Origin of the sequence: Pseudomonas sp. 8O, assembly GCF_902506495.1 — a bacterium.
In the GTDB taxonomy this organism is placed as follows: Bacteria; Pseudomonadota; Gammaproteobacteria; order Pseudomonadales; family Pseudomonadaceae; genus Aquipseudomonas; species Aquipseudomonas chaetocerotis.
The window spans coordinates 21,071-42,337 of sequence record NZ_LR733264.1 but is presented as its reverse complement, the minus strand read 5'-3'; the positions used below and the strand labels follow the sequence as shown (position 1 = coordinate 42,337).

The following is a 21,267-nucleotide window of genomic DNA, read 5'->3' as shown; positions in this document are numbered from 1 at the left end:
GCTGTAAATGAGCATTCTGAGCCGGCTTTCAACGCAGCGCTTGCAACGCAGATAGCTTTTAGAGGTTCCCTAAGTGGACAATATTCTGATTCGTGGGGCCCGTACCCACAACCTGAAGAACATCGACCTGACCCTGCCGCGCGACAAACTGATCGTGATCACCGGTCTGTCCGGCTCCGGCAAGTCCTCTCTGGCTTTCGATACCCTTTACGCGGAAGGCCAGCGCCGTTACGTCGAGTCGCTGTCGGCTTATGCCCGGCAGTTTCTGTCGATGATGGAAAAGCCCGATGTCGACACCATCGAAGGCCTGTCACCGGCGATTTCCATCGAACAGAAATCCACCTCGCACAACCCGCGCTCGACCGTCGGTACCATCACCGAAATCTACGACTACCTGCGCCTGCTCTATGCCCGCGCCGGCATTCCGCGCTGCCCGGATCACGATGTGCCACTCGAAACGCAGACCGTCAGCCAGATGGTCGACCAGGTGCTGACCCTGCCGGAAGGCCGCAAGCTGATGCTGCTGGCGCCGGTGATCCGCGAGCGCAAGGGCGAACACCTGTCGGTATTCGAGGAGCTGCGCGCCCAGGGTTTCGTCCGCGCACGGGTCAACGGCAAGCTGTTCGAACTGGACGAGCTGCCCAAGCTGGATAAGCAGAAGAAGCACTCCATCGACGTGGTGGTGGACCGTTTCAAGGTCCGTGAAGACCTGCAGCAACGCCTGGCCGAGTCCTTCGAAACCGCGCTCGGCCTGGCCGACGGTATCGCCCTGATCGCCCCCATGGATGATGAGCCGGGCGAAGAGATCATCTTCTCCGCGCGCTTCGCCTGCCCGCATTGCGGCCACTCGATCAGCGAGCTGGAACCCAAGCTGTTCTCCTTCAACAACCCGGCCGGTGCCTGTCCGACCTGCGATGGCCTGGGCGTGAAGCAGTTCTTCGACGTCAAGCGCCTGGTCAATGGCGAACTGACCCTGGCCGAAGGCGCCATACGCGGCTGGGATCGGCGCAATGTCTACTACTTCCAGATGCTCGGTTCGCTGGCCGCGCACTACGGCTTCAGCCTTGAAGAGCCCTTCGACGAGCTGGCCGCCGAACACCAGAAAGTCATTCTGTTCGGCAGCGGTTCGCAGAGTGTCGATTTCAAGTACCTCAACGACCGCGGCGACATCGTCAAACGCTCGCACCCCTTCGAGGGCATCATCCCCAATCTCGAACGGCGCTACCGCGAGACCGAGTCGGCCAGCGTGCGCGAGGAGCTGGCCAAGTTCCTCAGCACCCAGCCCTGCCCCGATTGCCGTGGCACGCGCCTGCGCCGCGAGGCGCGACATGTGTGGGTCGGCGAGAAGACCCTGCCGGCAGTGACCGGCCTGCCGGTCGGTGACGCCTGCGATTACGTCGCCAACCTGCACCTGACCGGCCGTCGCGGCGAGATCGCCGAGAAGATCCTCAAGGAAATCCGCGAACGCCTGCAGTTCCTGGTCAATGTCGGCCTCGACTACCTGACCCTGGATCGCAGCGCCGACACCCTGTCCGGCGGCGAAGCGCAGCGTATCCGCCTGGCCAGCCAGATCGGTGCCGGCTTGGTGGGCGTGATGTACATCCTCGATGAGCCATCCATCGGCCTGCACCAGCGTGACAACGAACGCCTGCTGGGCACCCTCAACCATCTGCGCAACCTGGGCAATACGGTGATCGTGGTCGAACACGACGAAGACGCCATCCGCATGGCCGATTACGTGGTCGATATCGGACCGGGCGCTGGCGTACACGGCGGACGCATCGTGGCCGAAGGCACGCCGGACGAGGTGATGAATCACCCCGACTCGCTGACCGGCAAATACCTGTCCGGCCGCGAGAAGATCCGCTATCCAGCGCAGCGCACCCCGCGCGACAAAAAGAAATTGCTCAAGCTCAAGGGCGCACGAGGCAACAACCTGCGCAATGTCGATCTTGAGATTCCGGTAGGTCTGCTTACCTGCGTCACCGGCGTGTCCGGCTCGGGCAAGTCGACGCTGATCAACAACACCCTGTTCCCGCTGACCGCCACGGCACTGAACGGTGCGACCACCCTGGAAGCGGCGCCGCACGATTCCTTCGACGGCCTGCAGCACCTGGACAAGGTGGTCGACATCGACCAGAGCCCGATCGGCCGCACGCCGCGTTCCAACCCGGCCACCTATACCGGCCTGTTCACACCGATTCGCGAGCTGTTCGCTGGCGTGCCGGAATCGCGCTCGCGCGGCTACGGCCCCGGCCGCTTTTCCTTCAACGTCAAGGGCGGGCGCTGCGAAGCGTGCCAGGGCGACGGCGTGATCAAGGTGGAGATGCACTTCCTGCCGGACATCTACGTGCCGTGCGACGTGTGCAAGGGCAAGCGCTATAACCGCGAAACCCTGGAAGTGAAGTACAAGGGCAAGAGCATCACCGAAGTGCTGGACATGACCATCGAGGAGGCCCGCACCTTCTTCGACGCTGTACCGGCCATCGCCCGCAAGCTGCAGACGCTGATGGACGTCGGCCTGTCCTATATCAAGCTGGGCCAGAGCGCGACCACCCTGTCCGGCGGCGAGGCGCAGCGGGTCAAGCTGAGTCGCGAGCTGAGCAAACGCGATACCGGCAAGACCCTGTACATCCTCGACGAACCGACCACCGGCCTGCACTTCGCGGACATCCAGCAACTGCTGGATGTGCTGCACCGTCTGCGCGACCACGGCAACACCGTGGTGGTGATCGAGCACAACCTGGACGTGATCAAGACCGCTGACTGGTTGGTGGATCTTGGCCCTGAGGGCGGTTCCAAGGGTGGCATGATCATAGCCACCGGCACACCGGAAGACGTGGCCGACAACCCGGCATCGCATACCGGGCACTTCCTCAAGCCATTGCTGGAACGCGACCGCGCCTGACACGAAAGAGCCCCGCACATGCGGGGCTCTTTCATGATGGACAACCCACCGTAGGGTGCACCGCGCGCACCTCAGCCTAAGTATCGGTGCGCACGGCGCACCCTACATTACATCTGGCTCTGCAGGTACTTCTCCAGCCCCAGTTTGTCGATCAGTTGCAGCTGAATCTCCAGCCAGTAGGCGTGGTCTTCCTCGGTATCCTTGAGCTGGACCAGGAGGATGTCGCGGGTCTGATAATCCTGGTGTTTCTCGCACAGCTCGATGCCCTTGCTCAGGGCAGCGCGTACTTCGTATTCCAGGGCCAGATCCAGCTTCAGCGCTTCGGGCACGGTCTGCCCGTACTTGAAGGGGTTGGGTGCCATGTCCGGCACGCCCTCAAGAAAGATGATGCGCTTGAGCAGGGCATCGGCGTGCTGGGTTTCCTCTTCCATCTCGTGGTTGATGCGCTCGTAGAGTTTGCTGAAGCCCCAATCCTCATACAGCCGCGAATGGATGAAGTACTGGTCGCGCGCGGCCAACTCGCCCTTGAGCAGATGCTTGAGATAGTCGATGACTTCGGTATGGCCTTTCATGCCGGCAATCCTTGTTGCGTTCGTGAGCAGAGGGCAATGCTCCGCCTGAGGCCCGGTTCGGTCAAGCAAAAGCACAACGCCTCCACGAGGGAGGCGTTGCGGTTTACTGACGCACCACCGGTGCGCCACTCAGGCTCAGGCCAGATCGAAACGATCCAGGTTCATCACCTTGGTCCAGGCGGCAACGAAGTCCTTGACCAGCTTCTCCTTGCCGTCGGCACTGGCATAGACCTCGGCGTAGGCGCGCAGCACCGAGTTGGAGCCGAACACCAGGTCGTTGCGGGTGGCGGTGTACTTCACCTGGCCATCCTTGCGTGTACGCCCTTCGAAGACTTCGTTGCTGTCATCGGCGGCCTTCCATACGGTGCCCATATCCAGCAGGTTGACGAAGAAGTCATTGGACAGCACGCCGACCTTGTCGGTGAACACGCCATGCTGACTGCCGTCGTGGTTGGCACCCAGCACACGCAGACCACCGACCAGTGCAGTCATCTCCGGTGCGGTCAGCGTCAGCAACTGCGCCTTGTCCACCAGCATCGCCTCGGTGGGCACACCCAGGCTGCCTTTACTGTAGTTGCGGAAACCATCGGCAGCAGACTCCAGTACATCGAAGGAGTCGACATCGGTCTGATCCTGGCGCGCATCGACACGCCCCGGCGCGAAGGGTACGTCTACCGTCACACCGGCAGCCTTGGCAGCCAACTCGACACCGACATTACCGGCCAGCACGATCACGTCAGCCAGGGAGGCCTTGCCGGATGCCTGCTGGATTTCCACCAGTTTCGGCAGCACCTTGATCGCCCGCTGGTTGGCGGCCCAATCCTTCTGCGGTGCCAGCGCCAGGCGCGCACCGTTGGCACCACCGCGCTTGTCGCCACCGCGGAAGGTCGAGGCCGAAGCCCAGGCCACGGACACCAGATCACCAACCGACAGCCCGGAAGCGGCGATCTTCGCTTTCAGATCGGCAATATCGGCAGCGCTCGGGTTGTGGGTGGCAGCAGGCAGCGGGTCTTGCCAGATCAGGTCCTCTTTCGGCACTTCCGGGCCCAGGTAACGGGCTTTCGGCCCCATGTCGCGGTGGGTCAGCTTGTACCAGGCACGCGCGAAAGCATCGGCGAAGGCCTGCGGATCTTCATAGAAATGCTTGGAGATCTTGCCGAACTCCGGATCGAAGCGCAGGGTCAGGTCGGTGGTGAGCATGGTCGGCTTGTGGAATTTGCCCGGCACGTGCGCGTCCGGGATGATCTCCGGCGCATCCTTGGCTACCCACTGCTTTGCGCCGGCTGGCGACTTGGTCAGCTCCCATTCGAACTTGAACAGGTTCTCGAAGAAGTTGTTGCTCCACAGTGCCGGCGTCTTCGTCCAGGTCACTTCCAGGCCACTGGAAACCGTGTCCTTGCCGAAGCCACTGCCGAAGTTGCTGGTCCAGCCCAGGCCCTGGGCTTCGATAGGTCCGGCCTCGGGCTCCGGTCCCTTGTGCGACTCCGGCGCTGCGCCGTGTGCCTTGCCAAAGGTGTGGCCGCCAGCGATCAAGGCGACGATTTCCTCGTCGTCCATCGCCATGCGATAGAAGGTGGCGCGAATGTCTTTGGCCGCCAGCATGTAGTCGCCGCTGGCATTGGGACCTTCCGGGTTCACGTAGATCAGACCCATGTGGGTGGCGCCAAAGGGTGCGGTCAGCTCGCGTTCATCATTGACGCGCTTGGGATCGACACCCAGCCAGGCGACTTCGGCGCCCCAGTTGACGTCCTGATCCGGCTCCCATACGTCTTCGCGACCGGCACCAAAGCCGAAGGTGCGGAAACCCATGGATTCCAGCGCGACGTTACCGGCGAGGATGTACAGGTCGGCCCAGGAAATGGACTGGCCATACTTCTGCTTGATCGGCCACAGCAGGCGACGCGACTTGTCGATGTTGACGTTGTCCGGCCAGGAGTTGAGCGGCGCGAAACGCTGCTGGCCACGGCCGCCGCCGCCGCGGCCATCGGTGGTGCGATAGGTACCGGCAGAGTGCCAGGCCATGCGGATGAACTGCGGCCCGTAGTGACCGAAGTCGGCGGGCCACCAGTCCTGGCTGTCGGTCATCAGCCTGACCAGATCGGCTTTGAGCGCCTTGTAATCGAGCTTCTTGAAAGCTTCGGCGTAGTTGAATGTTTCACCCAGCGGATTGGATCGGTCGGAATGCTGATTGAGCAAATCCACACGCAGCTGGTTGGGCCACCAATCTTTGTTGGTCGTGCCACCACCAGCGACGTGGTTGAACGGACATTTACCTTGGTTCGACATGGTTCTCTCCTTCTCCTCATCGGGTCGGTCCCAGCAAGTGCGACCAACGATGGGACAAGCCTAGACCCGCTTTGCCAAGCGAACCAATTCATGAAGCATAACGACTCGATAGTTATTTTCTTTCGAGCACGCCATGAAAAAACGGGCAACCAGGGCCCGCTTTTCCAAGGATGAGCAACGAGATTCAGGCGACGATAATGAAGCCCACAAAAGCCACTGCGGCGGCGACCAGCGTATAAGGCAGCTGAGTGATCGCATGGCTGATCAGGTTGCAGCCCGAGCCCTGTGCCGCCAGCACAGTGGAGTCGCTGTAGAAGCAGGCCTGACTGCCAAAGGCGGCGGCCGACATCAGTGCACCGATCACCAATGGAATGTCCGCACCCAGGGCGTAGGCCAGGGGCATGACGATCGGGATGGTCACGGCGAAGATGCCCCAGGACGAGCCAGTGGCGAACGACAGCACCGCCATGCACAGGAACACCATGGCCGGCAGCATCTGCGGCGTCATGTAAGGTTTGAGCGTCTCGACCACGTACTGCGGCAGCATCAGTTGATCGCAGACATCCTTGAAGACGAAAGCCGCCACGCAGATGCCGATGGCCGGAAGCATCGTCTTGAAGCCGTCGACCATCTGATCGAGCATCTCTGACAGCGGCATCAAGCGCTGTACCAGATAGAACGGCAGAGTCAGCAACATGGTGGCGATCATGCCCATCCACACGTCGATGTCGAAATACACGGTGAAGCCGACCAGCATGGCCAGCGGCACCAGGAAGTTATGCAGCTTGCCCCCCTCCTTGTCGGCCCCCTCGAACTCCTCTTCCAGTGATTTCATCGAGTAATTGTGCTCGGGGCTCAGCTCGCCAACGTGCATGGCACCGGCGGAGCCGTGGCGCGCCTGCAACTCGGCCTTGCGCATCGGCCCGATATCCGGGAATAGCCCGGCAGCCACCAGCAGCACCAGCAGCACCGCAGCCCAGGCGTAGAGCATGTAGGGAATAGCCTGGATATAGACGTTGATGCCCTGACCACTCTCGGCGATGCCATTGTTCTCCAGCAGGCCGCCAAAGAACACCGCCCAGGTGGACAGCGGAACCAGTACGCAGATCGGTGCAGCGGTGGAATCCACCACGTAAGCCAGCTTTTCGCGCGAAACACTGAAACGGTCGGTGACGCGTTTCATGGTCTCGCCCACCGTCAAGGCATTGAGGTAGTCGTCGACGAAGATCACCACGCCGAGCACGAAAGTCATCAACAGCGAGGAGCGACGCCCCTTGGCCAGCTTCAGCGCGCTGCGACCGAAGGCCAGGGCACCACCGGTACGCACCAGCAGGGCGATCAACGCACCGAAGCTGCCGCACACCAGGATGAGCCAACCGATGGTTTCGTCCTGCATCACCTTCAGCGAGATTTCCGCGAAGCTACCCAGCGCATCCTGGGGCGAGAGCAGCAACAGACCGCTGCAGGCACCGACCAGCAAGGCAAGGATGGGGCGACGCAGCCAGATGGCGAGGGTCAGGACTACGACAGGAGGGATGAGACTCAAAGCAGTAGGTTCGGACATGATCAGCAATTGTTCTTGTTGGGGCCGGCACAGCGGCGAAGCGGAGACAGCCGCACCTTACCCGAGCCCCATGACGTACACAATATCAAACAATACGTGCGGAAAAATATTCACACCACTGACTAGCCACCTCCGGCTCGACAAATCACGGGCAACAAAAAACCGGGCACGAGGCCCGGTTTCTTGTACAACCAGCAACTTACTCGGCAGCTTCTACCGAACCGCCGACCGGACGGTCGACCAGTTCAACGTAAGCCATCGGAGCGTTGTCGCCAGCGCGGAAACCGCACTTGAGGATGCGCAGGTAGCCGCCGTTACGGGTGGCGTAGCGCTTGCCCAGATCGTTGAACAGCTTGCCTACGATGGCTTTCGAACGGGTACGGTCGAAGGCCAGACGACGGTTGGCAACGCTGTCTTCCTTGGCCAGGGTGATCAGCGGCTCGGCAACGCGACGCAGTTCCTTGGCTTTCGGCAGGGTAGTTTTGATCAGCTCGTGCTCGAACAGCGAGACCGCCATGTTCTGGAACATGGCCTTGCGGTGAGCGCTGGTGCGGCTGAGGTGACGGCCACTTTTACGATGACGCATGGTTCAATTCCTTACCAAACTTGTTCGTTCGGTGATGATGACGATCAGGCAGTGGCCTTATCGTCTTTCTTCAGACTTGCCGGCGGCCAGTTGTCGAGGCGCATACCGAGGGACAGACCGCGAGAAGCCAGAACATCCTTGATTTCGGTCAGGGATTTCTTGCCCAGGTTCGGGGTTTTGAGCAGCTCTACTTCGGTGCGCTGAATCAGGTCACCGATGTAGTAGATGTTCTCTGCCTTGAGGCAGTTGGCCGAACGTACGGTCAGTTCCAGGTCATCGACAGGACGCAGCAGGATCGGATCGATCTCGTCTTCCTGCTCGACCACCACTGGCTCACTGTCACCTTTGAGGTCGACGAACGCGGCCAGCTGCTGCTGCAGGATGGTCGCGGCACGACGGATAGCCTCTTCAGGGTCCAGAGTACCGTTGGTTTCCAGGTCGATAACCAGTTTGTCCAGGTTAGTACGCTGCTCGACACGGGCGTTTTCCACCACGTAAGCAACCCGACGCACAGGGCTGAACGAAGCATCCAGCTGCAAGCGACCAATGCTGCGGCTTTCATCTTCGTCGCTCTGACGCGCGTCAGCCGGCTCATAGCCGCGACCACGAGCCACGGTGAGCTTCATGTTCAGCGCGCCATTGGAGGCCAGGTTGGCGATTACGTGGTCGCCATTGACGATTTCGACATCGTGATCCAGCTGAATATCGGCAGCGGTAACTACGCCCGGGCCCTTCTTAGCCAGAGTCAGGGTCACTTCGTCACGGCCGTGCAGCTTGATAGCCAGACCTTTCAGGTTGAGCAGGATCTCGATTACATCTTCCTGCACACCTTCGATCGCGGAGTACTCATGGAGTACGCCATCGATCTCGGCCTCGACTACTGCACAGCCAGGCATGGAGGACAACAGGATGCGACGCAGCGCGTTGCCCAGGGTATGGCCAAAGCCACGCTCGAGGGGCTCGAGGGTGATCTTGGCGCGGGTCGAACTGACCTCCTGCACATCGATGTGACGGGGGGTCAGGAACTCATTTACCGAAATCTGCATGGATGCACCTATTTTCTAGCCCTTACTTGGAGTAGAGCTCGACAATCAGGCTCTCGTTGATGTCGGCGGACAGATCGCCACGAGCCGGTACGTTCTTAAACACACCAGACTTCTTCTCGGCGTCTACTTCTACCCACTCAACACGGCCACGCTGGGCGCAGAGCTCGAGAGCCTGAGCGATGCGCAGCTGATTGCGCGATTTCTCGCGAATAGCAACGACGTCGCCAGCCTTAACTTGGTAGGACGGTACGTTTACGGTCTGACCGTTGACGCTGATCGCTTTGTGCGAAACCAGCTGACGGGACTCGGCACGAGTAGCGCCAAAACCCATACGGTAAACCACGTTGTCCAGACGGCACTCCAGCAGTTGCAGCAGATTTTCGCCGGTGGCGCCTTTCTGGCTGGCAGCTTGCTTGTAGTAACCGCTGAATTGACGCTCCAGTACGCCGTAGATACGACGAACTTTCTGCTTCTCACGCAGCTGGGTGCCGTAGTCGGACTGACGGCCACGGCGCTGGCCGTGGATACCCGGGGCTGCTTCGATGTTGCACTTAGATTCAAGCGCGCGAACACCACTCTTCAGAAAGAGATCGGTGCCTTCACGACGAGACAGTTTGCACTTGGGACCAATGTAACGAGCCATTTCTCACTGTCTCCTGATTACACGCGACGCTTCTTCGGCGGACGGCACCCGTTGTGCGGGATTGGCGTCACGTCGGTGATGCTGGCGATTTTGTAGCCGCAGGCGTTCAGAGCACGCACGGCGGATTCGCGACCTGGGCCTGGACCTTTGACGTTGACGTCGAGGTTCTTCAGACCGTATTCCAGTGCAGCCTGACCAGCGCGCTCGGCGGCGATCTGGGCAGCGAACGGAGTCGACTTACGCGAGCCGCGGAAACCCGAACCACCAGAGGTAGCCCAGGACAGGGCGTTACCCTGACGGTCGGTAATGGTCACGATAGTGTTGTTGAAAGACGCGTGGATGTGGGCGATGCCATCAACCACTGTCTTTTTGACTTTTTTACGAGTACGAGCAGCAGGTTTTGCCATGACTAAATTCCTGTCGATTCGCGAATGCGATTACTTGCGGATCGGCTTACGCGGGCCCTTACGGGTGCGAGCGTTGGTCTTGGTACGCTGACCGCGAACCGGCAGACCTTTACGATGACGCAGGCCACGGTAGCAACCCAGATCCATCAAGCGCTTGATCTTCATATTCACTTCACGACGCAGGTCGCCTTCGGTATTCACCTTGGCTACTTCGCCACGCAGCTGTTCGATCTGCTCGTCAGTCAGATCCTTGATTTTCGCAGCCGGATTTACACCGGTAGCGGCACAGATTTTCTGTGCAGTGGTGCGACCAACACCAAAGATGTAGGTCAGCGAGATAACAGTGTGCTTGTTATCCGGAATGTTAACGCCTGCAATACGGGCCATTCAGTGGAACTCCAATTGACAGCTACCTACGCCCCGGAAGCCAAGAAATAGGGCGCGAGATATTAACGCTGTAATAACAAATAATCAACCCGGCAGCGCACTAGCTGCCGGGCTTATCACGCGTGGTTCACACTCAGCCTTGGCGCTGCTTGTGACGCGGCTCTGCGCTGCAGATCACCCGCACGACACCTTCGCGACGGATAATTTTGCAGTTACGGCACAGCTTTTTCACCGATGCACGAACTTTCATTACCAACTCCTCGAACCTTACGGGTGGATCAGCGGAGCATGCCGCTGCCATAGCCCTTCAGGTTGGCTTTCTTCATCAGGGAATCGTACTGGTGAGACACGAGGTGCGATTGCACTTGGGACATGAAGTCCATTACAACCACGACCACGATCAGCAACGAGGTCCCGCCAAGGTAGAACGGAACGTTGGCTGCAACCACCAGGAACTGGGGCAACAGGCACACGGCCGTCATGTACAGAGCACCGAACATGGTCAAGCGGGTCAGAACGCCATCGATATAGCGTGCAGACTGCTCACCCGGACGGATACCCGGAATAAAGGCACCGGACTTCTTCAGGTTTTCCGCTACGTCTTTCGGGTTGAACATCAGCGCTGTGTAGAAGAAGCAGAAGAAAATGATCCCTGCACTAAACAGCAGAATGTTCAACGGCTGACCAGGAGCGATAGCCTGCGAAATGTCCTGCAGCCAGCCCAAACCCTCGGACTGACCAAACCAGGCACCCAGCGAGGCCGGGAACAGCAGAAGGCTGCTGGCGAAAATGGCCGGGATTACGCCCGCCATGTTCACCTTCAACGGCAAGTGGCTGGTCTGCGCAGCGAAGACCTTGCGGCCCTGCTGACGCTTGGCGTAGTGCACCGCAATGCGACGCTGACCACGCTCAATGAACACCACGAAACCGATGATCGCTACTGCCAGCAGGCCGATGGCGATCAGAGCGAAAATATTGATATCGCCCTGACGAGCAGACTCGAAAGACTGCCCGATCGCCGACGGCAGACCGGCCACGATGCCTGCAAAAATCAGCATCGAGATACCGTTGCCGACACCGCGCTCGGTGATCTGCTCGCCCAGCCACATCATGAACATCGCGCCCGCCACGAAAGTGGTGATCGCCACGAAGTGGAAGCCGAAATCGACCGAGAACGCTACGCCCTGACTAGCCAGACCAACGGACATACCGATGGCCTGAACGAACGCCAGGACGAGAGTGCCGTAGCGGGTGTACTGGCTGATCTTGCGACGGCCAGCTTCACCTTCCTTCTTCAACTGCTCCAGCTGCGGGCTGACGGCGGTCATCAGTTGCATGATGATCGATGCCGAAATGTACGGCATGATCCCCAGCGCAAAGATGCTCATCCGCTCCAGCGCGCCGCCGGAAAACATGTTGAACAAGCTAAGAATGGTCCCCTCATTCTGCCGGAACAGATCCGCCAGTCGGTCTGGGTTGATGCCAGGAACCGGGATGTGCGCACCTATCCGGTAGACGATGATCGCCAGGAACAGGAAACGCAGACGAGCCCAGAGTTCGGACAACCCGCCACCTGCCAGCGCTGAGAGAGCACCTTGCTTAGCCATTTAGTCCTCGAACTTACCGCCAGCTGCTTCGATAGCCGCACGCGCACCCTTGGTGGCGGCGATACCTTTCAGGGTGACCGCACGGGTAACCTCACCGGACAGCATGACTTTCACACGCTGTACGTGATGGCCTACCAGATTGGCATCCTTCAGAGCCTGCAGAGTTACAACACCCTCTACCTTGTTAAGCTCGGAAGTACGCACTTCAGCGCGATCCATAGCCTTCAGGGAGACGAAGCCGAACTTCGGCAGACGGCGGTGCAGCGGCTGCTGACCACCCTCGAAGCCCGGAGCGATGGAGCCACCGGAGCGGGAGGTTTGACCTTTGTGGCCACGGCCACCAGTCTTACCCAGACCGCTACCGATGCCACGGCCCGGACGGTGCTTCTCGCGACGGGCACCCGGCGCGGAACGCAGATCGTTCAGTTGCATGATTAACCCTCCACCTTCAGCAGGTAGTAAGCCTTGTTGATCATGCCGCGGTTTTCCGGAGTATCCAGAACCTCTACGGTGTGACCGATGCGACGCAGGCCCAGGCCCTTGACGCAAGCTTTGTGATTGGCCAGACGGCCATTGGTGCTCTTGATCAGAGTCACTTTGACGGTATTAGCCATGGTTAGAGAATCTCCTCGACGCTCTTGCCACGCTTGGCCGCAACGGACGCTGGAGACTGCATGGTCTTCAGACCCTTGAAAGTGGCATGAACCACGTTCACCGGGTTGGTCGAGCCGTAGCACTTGGCCAGAACGTTCTGCACACCAGCCACTTCCAGCACGGCACGCATAGCGCCGCCGGCGATGATACCGGTACCTTCCGAAGCCGGCTGCATGAACACCTTGGAGGCGCCGTGAGCGGATTTGATCGGGTACTGCAGAGTGGTGCCGTTCAGATCAACTTGGATCATGTTGCGACGAGCGGCTTCCATCGCTTTCTGGATAGCAGCCGGAACTTCGCGGGACTTGCCACGGCCGAAACCGACGCGACCCTTGCCATCACCCACCACGGTCAGCGCGGTGAAAGTGAAGATACGGCCACCCTTTACGGTCTTGGCAACGCGGTTAACCTGAACCAGCTTCTCGATGTAGCCTTCGTCGCGCTTTTGGTCGTTATTTGCCATAACTTAGAACTCCAGCCCGCCTTCACGAGCAGCATCAGCCAGCGCCTTGACGCGGCCGTGGTACTTGAAGCCAGAACGGTCGAATGCCACCTGGGTCACACCAGCGGCTTTCGCACGCTCAGCAACCAGCGCACCAACTTTCTTGGCTGCGTCGACGTTGCCGGTGGCGCCATCACGCAGTGCTTTGTCCAAGGTAGAGGCGCTGGCCAGAACCTTGCTGCCGTCGGCCGAGATGACCTGGGCATAGATGTGCTGCGAAGAGCGGTACACGCACAGACGCACGGCTTCGAGCTCGTGCATTTTCAAGCGTGCTTTGCGAGCGCGACGCAGACGAGTAACTTTTTTGTCGGTCATTTCTCAGCCCCTTACTTCTTCTTGGCTTCTTTACGACGGACAACTTCATCCGCGTAACGAACGCCTTTGCCCTTGTAGGGCTCAGGACGACGGAAGTCACGGATTTCCGCAGCCACCTGACCCACCAGTTGCTTGTCGATACCCTTGATCAGGATTTCGGTCTGGTTCGGGGTTTCGGCCACGACGCCTTCCGGCAGTTCGTAGTCGATCGGGTGGGAGAAGCCCAGTGCGAGGTTCAGCACCTGGCCTTTGGCTTGAGCTTTGTAGCCCACGCCGACCAGTTGCAGCTTACGCTCGAAGCCTTGGCTGACACCGATGACCATATTGTTCACCAGGGCGCGAGTAGTACCGGCCATAGCGCGGTTCTGCTGATCGCCATTACGAGCAGCGAAACGCAGTTCGCTACCTTCCTGGATCACTTCAACGGACGAGTGAACGTTCAGTTCCAGAGCGCCCTTGGCACCCTTAACCGAGAGCTGCTGACCGGCGAGTTTGATCTCGACACCGGCAGGCAGCACAACGGGGTTCTTAGCAACGCGAGACATGCTTATCCCCCCTTAGAACACGGTGCAGAGCACTTCGCCGCCGACACCGGCAGCGCGCGCAGCGCGATCCGTCATCACACCTTTGTTGGTGGAGACGATGGAAACACCGAGACCGCCGCGAACCTTCGGCAGGTCATCGACGGATTTGTATTGACGAAGGCCAGGACGGCTCACGCGCTTGACTTCCTCGATGACCGGACGGCCTTCGAAGTACTTCAGCTCGATGGACAGTTGTGGCTTGGCTTCACCATTGACTTCATAACCCGCAATGTAACCTTCGTCTTTCAGAACTTTGGCTACTGCTACCTTCAGAGTGGAAGAAGGCATGCTTACGACGGACTTTTCAGCCATCTGGGCATTACGGATACGAGTTAGCATGTCCGCTAACGGGTCCTGCATACTCATGGGCTAGACGCTCCTGATACAAAAAGAACAGCCCGAGGGCTGTGGGATCATCCAAAAGCTCGGCATGGAAATACCAGGCTCAGGAGAGCCGGACATTCTAGAGACCGATCAAAAATGAATCAAGCCCCAAAAGGGGCTTGCTCATAAAAAGACAAAGCCGGCACTAGGCCGGCTTCGCTTTTACCTTACCAGCTGGCTTTCACCAGACCCGGTACGTCGCCACGCATAGCGGCTTCACGCAGTTTGTTACGCGACAGACCGAACTTGCGGTAAACGCCGTGCGGACGGCCGGTGATGCGGCAACGGTTACGCAGGCGCGAGGCGCTGGCGTCACGCGGCTGCTTCTGCAGTGCGACCTGGGCTTCCCAACGCGCTTCCGGACTGGTGTTCGGATTAGCGATGGTGGCTTTCAGCTCAGCACGCTTCTTGGCGTACTTGGCAACCGTCTGCTGACGCTTCAGCTCGCGGTTCTTCATGCTTGTCTTGGCCATTATCCAGACTCCGATCAGTTGCGGAACGGGAAGTTGAAAGCACGCAGCAGAGCGCGGCCTTCATCATCGTTACGGGCAGTGGTAGTCAGGGTGATGTCCAGACCACGCAGCGCATCGATTTTGTCGTAATCGATTTCCGGGAAGATGATCTGCTCTTTCACGCCCATGCTGTAGTTGCCACGGCCATCGAAGGACTTGGCATTCAGGCCGCGGAAGTCACGCACGCGCGGCAGGGAGATGGACAGCAGACGATCCAGGAACTCGTACATACGCTCGCGACGCAGAGTGACCTTGACGCCAATTGGCCAACCTTCACGAACCTTGAAACCTGCGATCGACTTGCGGGCATGAGTCACAACGACTTTCTGACCGGTAATCTTCTCGAGGTCGGCAACAGCGTTTTCGATGATCTTCTTGTCACCGATCGCTTCGCCCAGGCCCATGTTCAGGGTGATCTTGGTGATGCGCGGAACTTCCATCACGTTCGCCAGCTTCAGTTCTTCCTTCAGCTTGGGCGCGATTTCCTTCCGGTAAATCTCTTTCAGTCGTGCCATGGTATTTACCTACGGATTCTCAAGCGCCAACCGGCTTCTGGGTGGACTTGAAGACACGAATTTTCTTGCCGTCTTCGGTCTTGAAGCCAACGCGGTCAGCCTTGTTGGTTTCAGAGTTGAAGATGGCAACGTTGGAAGCGTGCAGAGGCGCTTCTTTCTCGACGATACCGCCTTGAACGCCCGACATCGGGTTCGGCTTGGTATGACGCTTCACCAGGTTGATGCCACCGACGACCAAACGGTCGTCAGCGAGAACCTTGAGCACCTTACCGCGCTTACCTTTGTCTTTGCCGGCGATCACGATGATCTCGTCGTCACGACGAATCTTTTGCATGTCGGATCTCCTTAAAGCACTTCAGGGGCGAGCGAGACGATCTTCATGAACTTCTCGGAACGCAGTTCACGGGTCACTGGCCCGAAGATACGGGTACCGATCGGCTCTTGCTTGTTGTTCAGCAGAACAGCAGCGTTGCCGTCGAAGCGGATGATCGAACCGTCGGCACGACGAACGCCGTGACGGGTGCGAACAACCACTGCGGTCATGACCTGACCTTTCTTCACTTTGCCGCGCGGAATTGCTTCCTTGACGGTGACCTTGATGATGTCGCCGATGCCGGCGTAGCGACGATGAGAGCCGCCCAGCACCTTGATGCACATAACGCGACGTGCACCACTGTTGTCAGCAACATCGAGCATGGATTGAGTCTGAATCATAAAATTTCTCCGACCCCTAGCCCTTAGACGTCAACTGCGCGTTCGACGACTTCAACCAGAGCCCAAGACTTGGTCTTGGACTGCGGACGGGTTTCGCGAATGGAAACCTTGTCGCCGATCTTGCACTGGTTGGTTTCGTCGTGAGCGTGCAGTTTGGTCGAACGCTTGACGTATTTACCGTAGATCGGGTGCTTTACACGGCGCTCGATCAGAACGGTGATGGTCTTGTCCATCTTGTCGCTGACAACACGGCCGGTCAGCGTACGGACTGTTTTTTCGGCTTCAGCCATGATCACTTACCTGCCTGCTGGTTGAGCACAGTTTTCACACGAGCGATGTCGCGCTTAACTTGCGAGAGCAGGTGAGACTGCCCCAACTGGCCAGTTGCTTTCTGCATGCGCAGATTGAACTGGTCGCGCAGCAGACCGAGCAATTGCTCGTTCAGTTGCTGTGCGGTTTTTTCACGAAGTTCGGTCGCTTTCATCACATCACCGTCCGCTTAACAAAGGTGGTGGCGAGCGGCAGCTTTGCAGCAGCCAGGGCGAAAGCCTCACGCGCCAGCTCTTCGGAAACGCCTTCGATCTCGTACAGGACTTTGCCTGGCTGGATCTGGGCTACCCAATATTCGACGCCACCCTTACCTTTACCCATCCGCACTTCGAGAGGCTTCTTGGTAACCGGCTTGTCCGGGAATACGCGAATCCAGATCTTGCCGCCACGTTTTACGTGACGAGTCAGAGCACGACGAGCGGACTCGATCTGACGGGCGGTGAGACGACCGCGGGCTACAGACTTCAGCGCGAACTCGCCGAAGCTGACCTTGCTACCGCGCTGAGCCAGACCACGGTTGTGGCCGGTCATCTGCTTGCGGAACTTCGTACGCTTTGGTTGCAACATGATGCGTACTCCTTATTTCTTAGCAGCTTTACGAGGAGCGGGCGCTTGCGGCTTCAGCTCTTCAGTGCGGCCACCAATGACCTCACCCTTGAAGATCCAAACCTTGACGCCGATCACACCGTAAGTGGTGTGCGCTTCGTAGGTGGCGTAATCGATATCTGCACGCAGGGTGTGCAGGGGCACACGACCTTCGCGATACCACTCGGTACGGGCGATTTCAGCGCCACCAAGACGACCACTCACCTGGATCTTGATGCCCTTGGCACCAATACGCATGGCGTTCTGTACAGCGCGCTTCATGGCGCGACGGAACATTACGCGACGCTCCAGCTGCTGAGCTACGCTCTGTGCAACCAGCATACCGTCGAGCTCCGGCTTGCGGATCTCTTCGATGTTGATGTGCACCGGCACACCCATTTGCTTGGTCAGGTCCTGACGCAGCTTCTCAACATCTTCACCTTTCTTGCCGATCACGATGCCGGGACGAGCGGTGTGGATGGTGATGCGTGCGGTTTGAGCCGGGCGAGCGATGTCGATACGGCTAACGGACGCGCTTTTTAGTTTGTCTTGCAGGTATGCACGAACCTTCAGGTCGGCGTTCAGGTAGTCGGCGTAAGTGCGACCATCTGCATACCAAACCGAAGTGTGATCCTTGACGATTCCCAGGCGGATGCCAACGGGATGTACTTTCTGACCCATCTGATCGACTCCGTTACTTGTCCGCAACCTTGACAGTGATATGGCAAGACCGCTTGACGATGCGATCAGCACGGCCTTTGGCACGCGGCATGATGCGCTTAAGCGAACGCCCTTCGTTGACGAAAACGGTGCTGACCTTCAGGTCATCAACGTCTGCGCCTTCGTTGTGCTCGGCGTTGGCAACGGCCGACTCCAGCACTTTCTTCATGATCTCGGCGGCTTTCTTGCTGCTGAAAGCCAGCAGGTTGAGCGCTTCGCCCACCTTCTTCCCGCGGATCTGGTCGGCGACCAGGCGAGCTTTCTGGGCGGAGATGCGAGCGCCCGACAACTTAGCGGCTACTTCCATTTCCAAACCCCTTAACGCTTGCCTTTCTTGTCGGCAACGTGACCACGATAGGTACGCGTGCCGGCAAATTCGCCCAGTTTGTGGCCGACCATGTCTTCGTTCACGAGAACTGGGACATGTTGACGACCGTTATGCACAGCGATGGTCAGACCGACCATCTGCGGCAGGATCATGGAACGACGCGACCAGGTCTTAACCGGTTTGCGTTCGTTCTTTTCCACCGCCGCTTCGACCTTCTTCAGTAGGTGAAGATCGATAAAAGGACCTTTTTTCAGAGAACGTGGCACTGTCGTATCCCTCTATTTACTTGCGACGACGGACGATCATGTTGTCGGTGCGCTTGTTAGCACGGGTTTTCGCGCCCTTGGTCGGGAAGCCCCATGGCGACACCGGATGACGACCACCGGAGGTACGACCCTCACCACCACCGTGCGGGTGATCAACCGGGTTCATGGCAACACCACGAACGGTCGGACGAACACCGCGCCAGCGCTTGGCACCGGCCTTACCCAGCGAACGCAGGCTGTGCTCGGAGTTCGAGACTTCGCCCAGGGTCGCACGGCACTCGGACAGGACTTTGCGCATTTCGCCGGAGCGCAGACGCAGAGTCACATAGGCACCTTCACGAGCGATCAGCTGAGCGGAAGCACCAGCAGAACGAGCGATCTGAGCACCCTTGCCCGGCTTCAGCTCGATACCGTGAACGGTCGAACCTACCGGAATGTTGCGCAGCTGCAGGCTGTTGCCCGGCTTGATCGGAGCCATGATGCCCGCAATCAGCTGGTCGCCAGCAGAAACGCCCTTCGGAGCGATGATGTAGCGACGTTCGCCGTCAGCGTATTTCAGCAGAGCGATGTGAGCAGTACGGTTCGGGTCGTATTCCACGCGCTCGACGGTGGCAGGAATGCCATCCTTGTCGTTGCGACGGAAGTCGACCAGACGGTAATGCTGCTTGTGACCACCACCGATATGACGGGTGGTAATACGGCCATTGTTGTTACGACCACCGGACTTCGACTTTTTCTCGAGCAGCGGAGCGTACGGAGCGCCTTTGTGCAGCTCCTGATTGACCACCTTGACCACAAAACGGCGGCCAGCGGAAGTCGGCTTGCATTTAACGATTGCCATGATGCACCCCTTCCTTACTCAGCACTGCTGGTGAAATCGAGTTCTTGGCCCGGCTGAAGGGAGATAACTGCCTTCTTCCAGTCGTTACGCTTGCCCAGACCGCGAGCGGTGCGCTTGCTCTTACCCAGAACGTTCTGAGTAGTAACGCGCTCAACCTTCACGCCGAACAGGCCTTCGACAGCCTTCTTGATTTCCAGCTTGGTCGCATCGGTAGCGACTTTGAAAACGAACTGACCTTGCTTGTCAGCCAGAACCGTGGCCTTCTCGGAGATGTGCGGGCCAAGCAGCACTTTGAATACGCGTTCCTGGTTCATCCCAGCAGCTCCTCGAATTTCTTCACGGCCGAAACGGTGACCAGCACCTTCTCGTACGCGATCAGGCTGACCGGATCGGAACCCTGGACGTCACGTACATCAACGTGCGGCAGGTTGCGGGCAGCCAGGTACAGGTTCTCATCGACAGCGTCGGATACGATCAGCACGTCGGTCAGGCCCAGGCCATTGAGTTTGGCCAGCAGGGTCTTGGTCTTCGGCGCATCAACGGCGAAGTCTTCGACCACGACCAGACGGTCGGTACGAACGAGCTCAGCAAGGATGGAGCGCAGAGCTGCGCGATACATCTTCTTGTTCAGCTTTTGATCATGGTTGCGGGTGGACGCTGCGAAGGTCACACCACCGCCACGCCAGATCGGACCACGAGTGGTACCAGCACGAGCACGACCAGTGCCCTTCTGACGCCAGGGGCGCTTACCGCCACCGGATACGTCGGAACGGGACTTCTGACCTTTGGTACCCTGACGGCCGCCAGCCATGTAGGCCACAACTGCTTGGTGAACCAGAGTCTCGTTGAACTCGCCACCGAAGGTCGCTTCGGACACTTCGATCGCCTGAGCGCCATTTACATTCAATTGCATCTCAGATTCTCCCCTTACGCCTTGGCAGCCGGACGAACGATAACGTCGCCGCCAGTAGCGCCAGGAACGGCACCCTTGACCAGCAACAGATTACGCTCGGCGTCTACGCGCACGACTTCCAGGGACTGCACGGTAACGCGCTCAGCACCCATGTGGCCGGACATCTTCTTGCCCTTGAATACGCGACCCGGGGTCTGGCACTGGCCAATGGAACCCGGAACACGGTGGGACACGGAGTTGCCGTGAGTGTTGTCCTGGCCGCGGAAGTTCCAACGCTTGATGGTACCGGCAAAGCCTTTACCTTTGGACTGACCGGTCACATCGACCAGTTGACCAGCTTGGAAAATTTCAGCGTTGATCAGATCGCCAGCCTGGTAGTCGCCTTCTTCAAGACGGAATTCCAGAACAGTCCGACCCGCCGCGACGTTCGCCTTGGCGAAGTGGCCAGCTTGAGCTGCTGTGACACGCGAAGCACGACGCTCGCCAACAGTGACTTGCACTGCGCGATAGCCATCGGATTCTTCGGTTTTAAACTGGGTGACGCGATTCGGCTCGATCTCGATGACCGTAACCGGAATGGAGACACCTTCTTCGGTGAAAATACGGGTCATACCCGCTTTACGACCGACTACACCAATAGTCATGTTGTAAACCTCATGAGTGTACGGGGCTTTCACCCGCTATGGCCGCCCATTTCAGAGCGTTACACGACTAAAACCGCCAGGTTTTAGCCGAGGCTGATCTGCACTTCCACGCCTGCCGCAAGGTCAAGCTTCATCAGCGCGTCAACGGTTTTATCCGTCGGCTGGACGATGTCCAGAACACGCTTATGAGTGCGGATTTCGTACTGATCGCGCGCGTCTTTGTTGACGTGCGGGGAGACCAGAACGGTAAACCGCTCCTTACGAGTAGGCAGAGGAATCGGACCACGCACCTGAGCACCAGTACGTTTCGCGGTTTCCACGATTTCCTGGGTAGATTGATCGATCAGGCGATGGTCAAAAGCCTTCAACCGAATACGGATTTGTTGGTTTTGCATTTTGACCTCAGATTCCAAGCTGCTAATCCCCACAGACGGACTACGCCCGCTCGAGGGAG

At 58.8% G+C, this 21,267-nt stretch carries 32 protein-coding genes; 1 reads left to right on the top strand and 31 read right to left on the bottom strand.

All coding sequences use genetic code 11. The features are described 5' to 3' along the window. The first annotated feature begins 73 nt into the window (after positions 1-73). The gene (uvrA, locus tag GV002_RS02970) at positions 74-2,908 is read left to right on the top strand and encodes an excinuclease ABC subunit UvrA (protein ID WP_160016977.1); all 2,835 of its coding nucleotides are present in this window, start codon (positions 74-76) and stop codon (positions 2,906-2,908) included. A 107-nt stretch (positions 2,909-3,015) separates the two neighbouring features. Here uvrA and bfr read toward each other — a convergent pair whose 3' ends face one another. The 31 genes from bfr to rpsJ all read right to left on the bottom strand — a co-directional run bounded on the left by bfr (position 3,016) and on the right by rpsJ (position 21,208). Beyond that, positions 3,016-3,480 (bottom strand): bacterioferritin, encoded by a 465-nt coding sequence (gene bfr, locus GV002_RS02965; RefSeq protein ID WP_160016976.1) that lies wholly within the window; start codon positions 3,478-3,480, stop codon positions 3,016-3,018. A 135-nt stretch (positions 3,481-3,615) separates the two neighbouring features. Beyond that, on the bottom strand, positions 3,616-5,766 hold the full coding sequence (gene katG, locus GV002_RS02960) for a catalase/peroxidase HPI (protein WP_160016975.1): 2,151 nt from the start codon (positions 5,764-5,766) through the stop codon (positions 3,616-3,618). Positions 5,767-5,950: 184 nt separating this feature from the next. Continuing rightward, complete coding sequence (locus GV002_RS02955; RefSeq protein WP_160016974.1) at positions 5,951-7,330, bottom strand: Na+/H+ antiporter NhaC family protein; 1,380 nt, start codon at positions 7,328-7,330, stop codon at positions 5,951-5,953. A gap of 199 nt (positions 7,331-7,529) precedes the next feature. Further along, entirely contained in the window at positions 7,530-7,916 is a 387-nt protein-coding gene (rplQ, locus tag GV002_RS02950; protein ID WP_003243945.1) for a 50S ribosomal protein L17, read from the bottom strand. Positions 7,917-7,960: 44 nt separating this feature from the next. Continuing rightward, positions 7,961-8,962, bottom strand: coding sequence for a DNA-directed RNA polymerase subunit alpha (rpoA, locus tag GV002_RS02945; protein ID WP_099526271.1), 1,002 nt, complete (start codon positions 8,960-8,962; stop codon positions 7,961-7,963). Between the two features lie 22 nt (positions 8,963-8,984). Beyond that, positions 8,985-9,605, bottom strand: a complete 621-nt coding sequence (gene rpsD / locus GV002_RS02940) for a 30S ribosomal protein S4 (RefSeq protein WP_074682440.1) — start codon at positions 9,603-9,605, stop codon at positions 8,985-8,987. Between the two features lie 17 nt (positions 9,606-9,622). After that, the gene (gene rpsK / locus GV002_RS02935; RefSeq protein ID WP_003243933.1) at positions 9,623-10,012 is read right to left on the bottom strand and encodes a 30S ribosomal protein S11; all 390 of its coding nucleotides are present in this window, start codon (positions 10,010-10,012) and stop codon (positions 9,623-9,625) included. Between the two features lie 30 nt (positions 10,013-10,042). Further along, positions 10,043-10,399, bottom strand: a complete 357-nt coding sequence (gene rpsM, locus GV002_RS02930) for a 30S ribosomal protein S13 (protein ID WP_003463275.1) — start codon at positions 10,397-10,399, stop codon at positions 10,043-10,045. Between the two features lie 133 nt (positions 10,400-10,532). Next, positions 10,533-10,649 (bottom strand): 50S ribosomal protein L36, encoded by a 117-nt coding sequence (gene rpmJ, locus GV002_RS02925; protein ID WP_002555468.1) that lies wholly within the window; start codon positions 10,647-10,649, stop codon positions 10,533-10,535. Positions 10,650-10,677: 28 nt separating this feature from the next. After that, positions 10,678-12,006 carry a preprotein translocase subunit SecY gene (gene secY, locus GV002_RS02920; RefSeq protein ID WP_036999706.1) on the bottom strand — a complete coding sequence of 443 codons (1,329 nt, stop codon included), beginning with the start codon at positions 12,004-12,006 and terminating at the stop codon, positions 10,678-10,680. Continuing rightward, entirely contained in the window at positions 12,007-12,438 is a 432-nt protein-coding gene (gene rplO / locus GV002_RS02915; protein WP_017675610.1) for a 50S ribosomal protein L15, read from the bottom strand. Positions 12,439-12,440: 2 nt separating this feature from the next. Further along, positions 12,441-12,620: a 50S ribosomal protein L30 gene (gene rpmD / locus GV002_RS02910; RefSeq protein ID WP_003243922.1), complete on the bottom strand. Its 180-nt coding sequence runs from the start codon at positions 12,618-12,620 to the stop codon at positions 12,441-12,443. A gap of 2 nt (positions 12,621-12,622) precedes the next feature. Beyond that, a complete protein-coding gene (rpsE, locus tag GV002_RS02905; RefSeq protein WP_074918509.1) occupies positions 12,623-13,123 on the bottom strand; it encodes a 30S ribosomal protein S5 in 501 nt (166 codons plus the stop codon). 3 nt (positions 13,124-13,126) lie between these two features. After that, positions 13,127-13,477: a 50S ribosomal protein L18 gene (gene rplR / locus GV002_RS02900; protein ID WP_017675612.1), complete on the bottom strand. Its 351-nt coding sequence runs from the start codon at positions 13,475-13,477 to the stop codon at positions 13,127-13,129. 11 nt (positions 13,478-13,488) lie between these two features. Next, positions 13,489-14,022 (bottom strand): 50S ribosomal protein L6, encoded by a 534-nt coding sequence (rplF, locus tag GV002_RS02895; protein WP_017675613.1) that lies wholly within the window; start codon positions 14,020-14,022, stop codon positions 13,489-13,491. 12 nt (positions 14,023-14,034) lie between these two features. Further along, positions 14,035-14,427: a 30S ribosomal protein S8 gene (gene rpsH, locus GV002_RS02890; RefSeq protein WP_003243915.1), complete on the bottom strand. Its 393-nt coding sequence runs from the start codon at positions 14,425-14,427 to the stop codon at positions 14,035-14,037. 185 nt (positions 14,428-14,612) lie between these two features. Next, positions 14,613-14,918, bottom strand: a complete 306-nt coding sequence (rpsN, locus tag GV002_RS02885) for a 30S ribosomal protein S14 (RefSeq protein WP_003463288.1) — start codon at positions 14,916-14,918, stop codon at positions 14,613-14,615. A 14-nt stretch (positions 14,919-14,932) separates the two neighbouring features. Further along, positions 14,933-15,472, bottom strand: a complete 540-nt coding sequence (gene rplE, locus GV002_RS02880) for a 50S ribosomal protein L5 (protein WP_017675614.1) — start codon at positions 15,470-15,472, stop codon at positions 14,933-14,935. Between the two features lie 19 nt (positions 15,473-15,491). Continuing rightward, positions 15,492-15,806 carry a 50S ribosomal protein L24 gene (gene rplX, locus GV002_RS02875; protein ID WP_017675615.1) on the bottom strand — a complete coding sequence of 105 codons (315 nt, stop codon included), beginning with the start codon at positions 15,804-15,806 and terminating at the stop codon, positions 15,492-15,494. Between the two features lie 11 nt (positions 15,807-15,817). Continuing rightward, complete coding sequence (gene rplN, locus GV002_RS02870) at positions 15,818-16,186, bottom strand: 50S ribosomal protein L14 (protein ID WP_003243907.1); 369 nt, start codon at positions 16,184-16,186, stop codon at positions 15,818-15,820. Between the two features lie 23 nt (positions 16,187-16,209). Next, entirely contained in the window at positions 16,210-16,476 is a 267-nt protein-coding gene (gene rpsQ / locus GV002_RS02865; protein WP_026088453.1) for a 30S ribosomal protein S17, read from the bottom strand. Between the two features lie 2 nt (positions 16,477-16,478). Further along, a complete protein-coding gene (gene rpmC, locus GV002_RS02860) occupies positions 16,479-16,670 on the bottom strand; it encodes a 50S ribosomal protein L29 (RefSeq protein WP_003463299.1) in 192 nt (63 codons plus the stop codon). After that, positions 16,670-17,083 (bottom strand): 50S ribosomal protein L16, encoded by a 414-nt coding sequence (rplP, locus tag GV002_RS02855; protein WP_003243901.1) that lies wholly within the window; start codon positions 17,081-17,083, stop codon positions 16,670-16,672. Before rplP ends, rpmC begins: the two co-directional genes overlap by 1 nt. A 12-nt stretch (positions 17,084-17,095) precedes the next feature. After that, the gene (gene rpsC / locus GV002_RS02850) at positions 17,096-17,782 is read right to left on the bottom strand and encodes a 30S ribosomal protein S3 (protein ID WP_017675617.1); all 687 of its coding nucleotides are present in this window, start codon (positions 17,780-17,782) and stop codon (positions 17,096-17,098) included. Between the two features lie 13 nt (positions 17,783-17,795). Beyond that, the gene (gene rplV, locus GV002_RS02845) at positions 17,796-18,128 is read right to left on the bottom strand and encodes a 50S ribosomal protein L22 (RefSeq protein ID WP_003103908.1); all 333 of its coding nucleotides are present in this window, start codon (positions 18,126-18,128) and stop codon (positions 17,796-17,798) included. Positions 18,129-18,139: 11 nt separating this feature from the next. Next, positions 18,140-18,415 (bottom strand): 30S ribosomal protein S19, encoded by a 276-nt coding sequence (gene rpsS / locus GV002_RS02840; RefSeq protein WP_017675618.1) that lies wholly within the window; start codon positions 18,413-18,415, stop codon positions 18,140-18,142. A gap of 16 nt (positions 18,416-18,431) precedes the next feature. Beyond that, positions 18,432-19,256: a 50S ribosomal protein L2 gene (rplB, locus tag GV002_RS02835; protein ID WP_017675619.1), complete on the bottom strand. Its 825-nt coding sequence runs from the start codon at positions 19,254-19,256 to the stop codon at positions 18,432-18,434. A gap of 14 nt (positions 19,257-19,270) precedes the next feature. Further along, entirely contained in the window at positions 19,271-19,570 is a 300-nt protein-coding gene (rplW, locus tag GV002_RS02830; protein ID WP_003463306.1) for a 50S ribosomal protein L23, read from the bottom strand. Further along, complete coding sequence (gene rplD, locus GV002_RS02825; protein ID WP_036999711.1) at positions 19,567-20,169, bottom strand: 50S ribosomal protein L4; 603 nt, start codon at positions 20,167-20,169, stop codon at positions 19,567-19,569. Before rplD ends, rplW begins: the two co-directional genes overlap by 4 nt. Positions 20,170-20,183: 14 nt before the next feature. Next, positions 20,184-20,813: a 50S ribosomal protein L3 gene (rplC, locus tag GV002_RS02820; RefSeq protein ID WP_017675621.1), complete on the bottom strand. Its 630-nt coding sequence runs from the start codon at positions 20,811-20,813 to the stop codon at positions 20,184-20,186. Positions 20,814-20,896: 83 nt separating this feature from the next. Continuing rightward, positions 20,897-21,208, bottom strand: a complete 312-nt coding sequence (rpsJ, locus tag GV002_RS02815; protein WP_003186070.1) for a 30S ribosomal protein S10 — start codon at positions 21,206-21,208, stop codon at positions 20,897-20,899. Positions 21,209-21,267 lie beyond the last annotated feature (59 nt).